This window comes from Tessaracoccus sp. OH4464_COT-324, assembly GCF_003932855.1.
Lineage (GTDB): Bacteria > Actinomycetota > Actinomycetes > Propionibacteriales > Propionibacteriaceae > Arachnia.
In genome coordinates, this window is the sequence record NZ_RQYZ01000124.1 from 1 (window position 1) to 401 (window position 401).

The following is a 401-nucleotide window of genomic DNA, read 5'->3' on the forward strand; positions in this document are numbered from 1 at the left end:
AGATCAGTTACAAGGGATTTTAAATGCGGTTGATGAACTACAAGCAGAAGGCAGAGGCGATATTTTAGTTTTCCTTAATGGCGAACGAGAAATTCGTGACACCGCAGAGGCGCTGCAAAAATTAGAATTAAAACACACTGAAATCTTACCGCTCTTTGCTCGTCTTTCAGCACAAGAACAGAATAAAATTTTTCATCCGAGTAATTTAAATCGCATCGTGTTAGCCACCAATGTGGCAGAAACCTCATTAACTGTACCGGGCATAAAATATGTCATAGATCCGGGCACTGCAAGAATTTCACGTTATAGCTACCGTACTAAAGTGCAACGTTTGCCCATTGAGCCTATTTCACAAGCCTCCGCTAATCAGCGTAAAGGGCGTTGTGGTCGTGTTTCAGAAG

General features: G+C 42.1%; 1 protein-coding gene. It reads left to right on the forward strand.

The genetic code is table 11. The annotated features are described in order from the left end of the window. Nucleotides 1-401, forward strand: a 401-nt coding sequence (locus EII42_RS12405) for a helicase-related protein (protein WP_255416269.1), incomplete at both ends; no start/stop codon positions are given.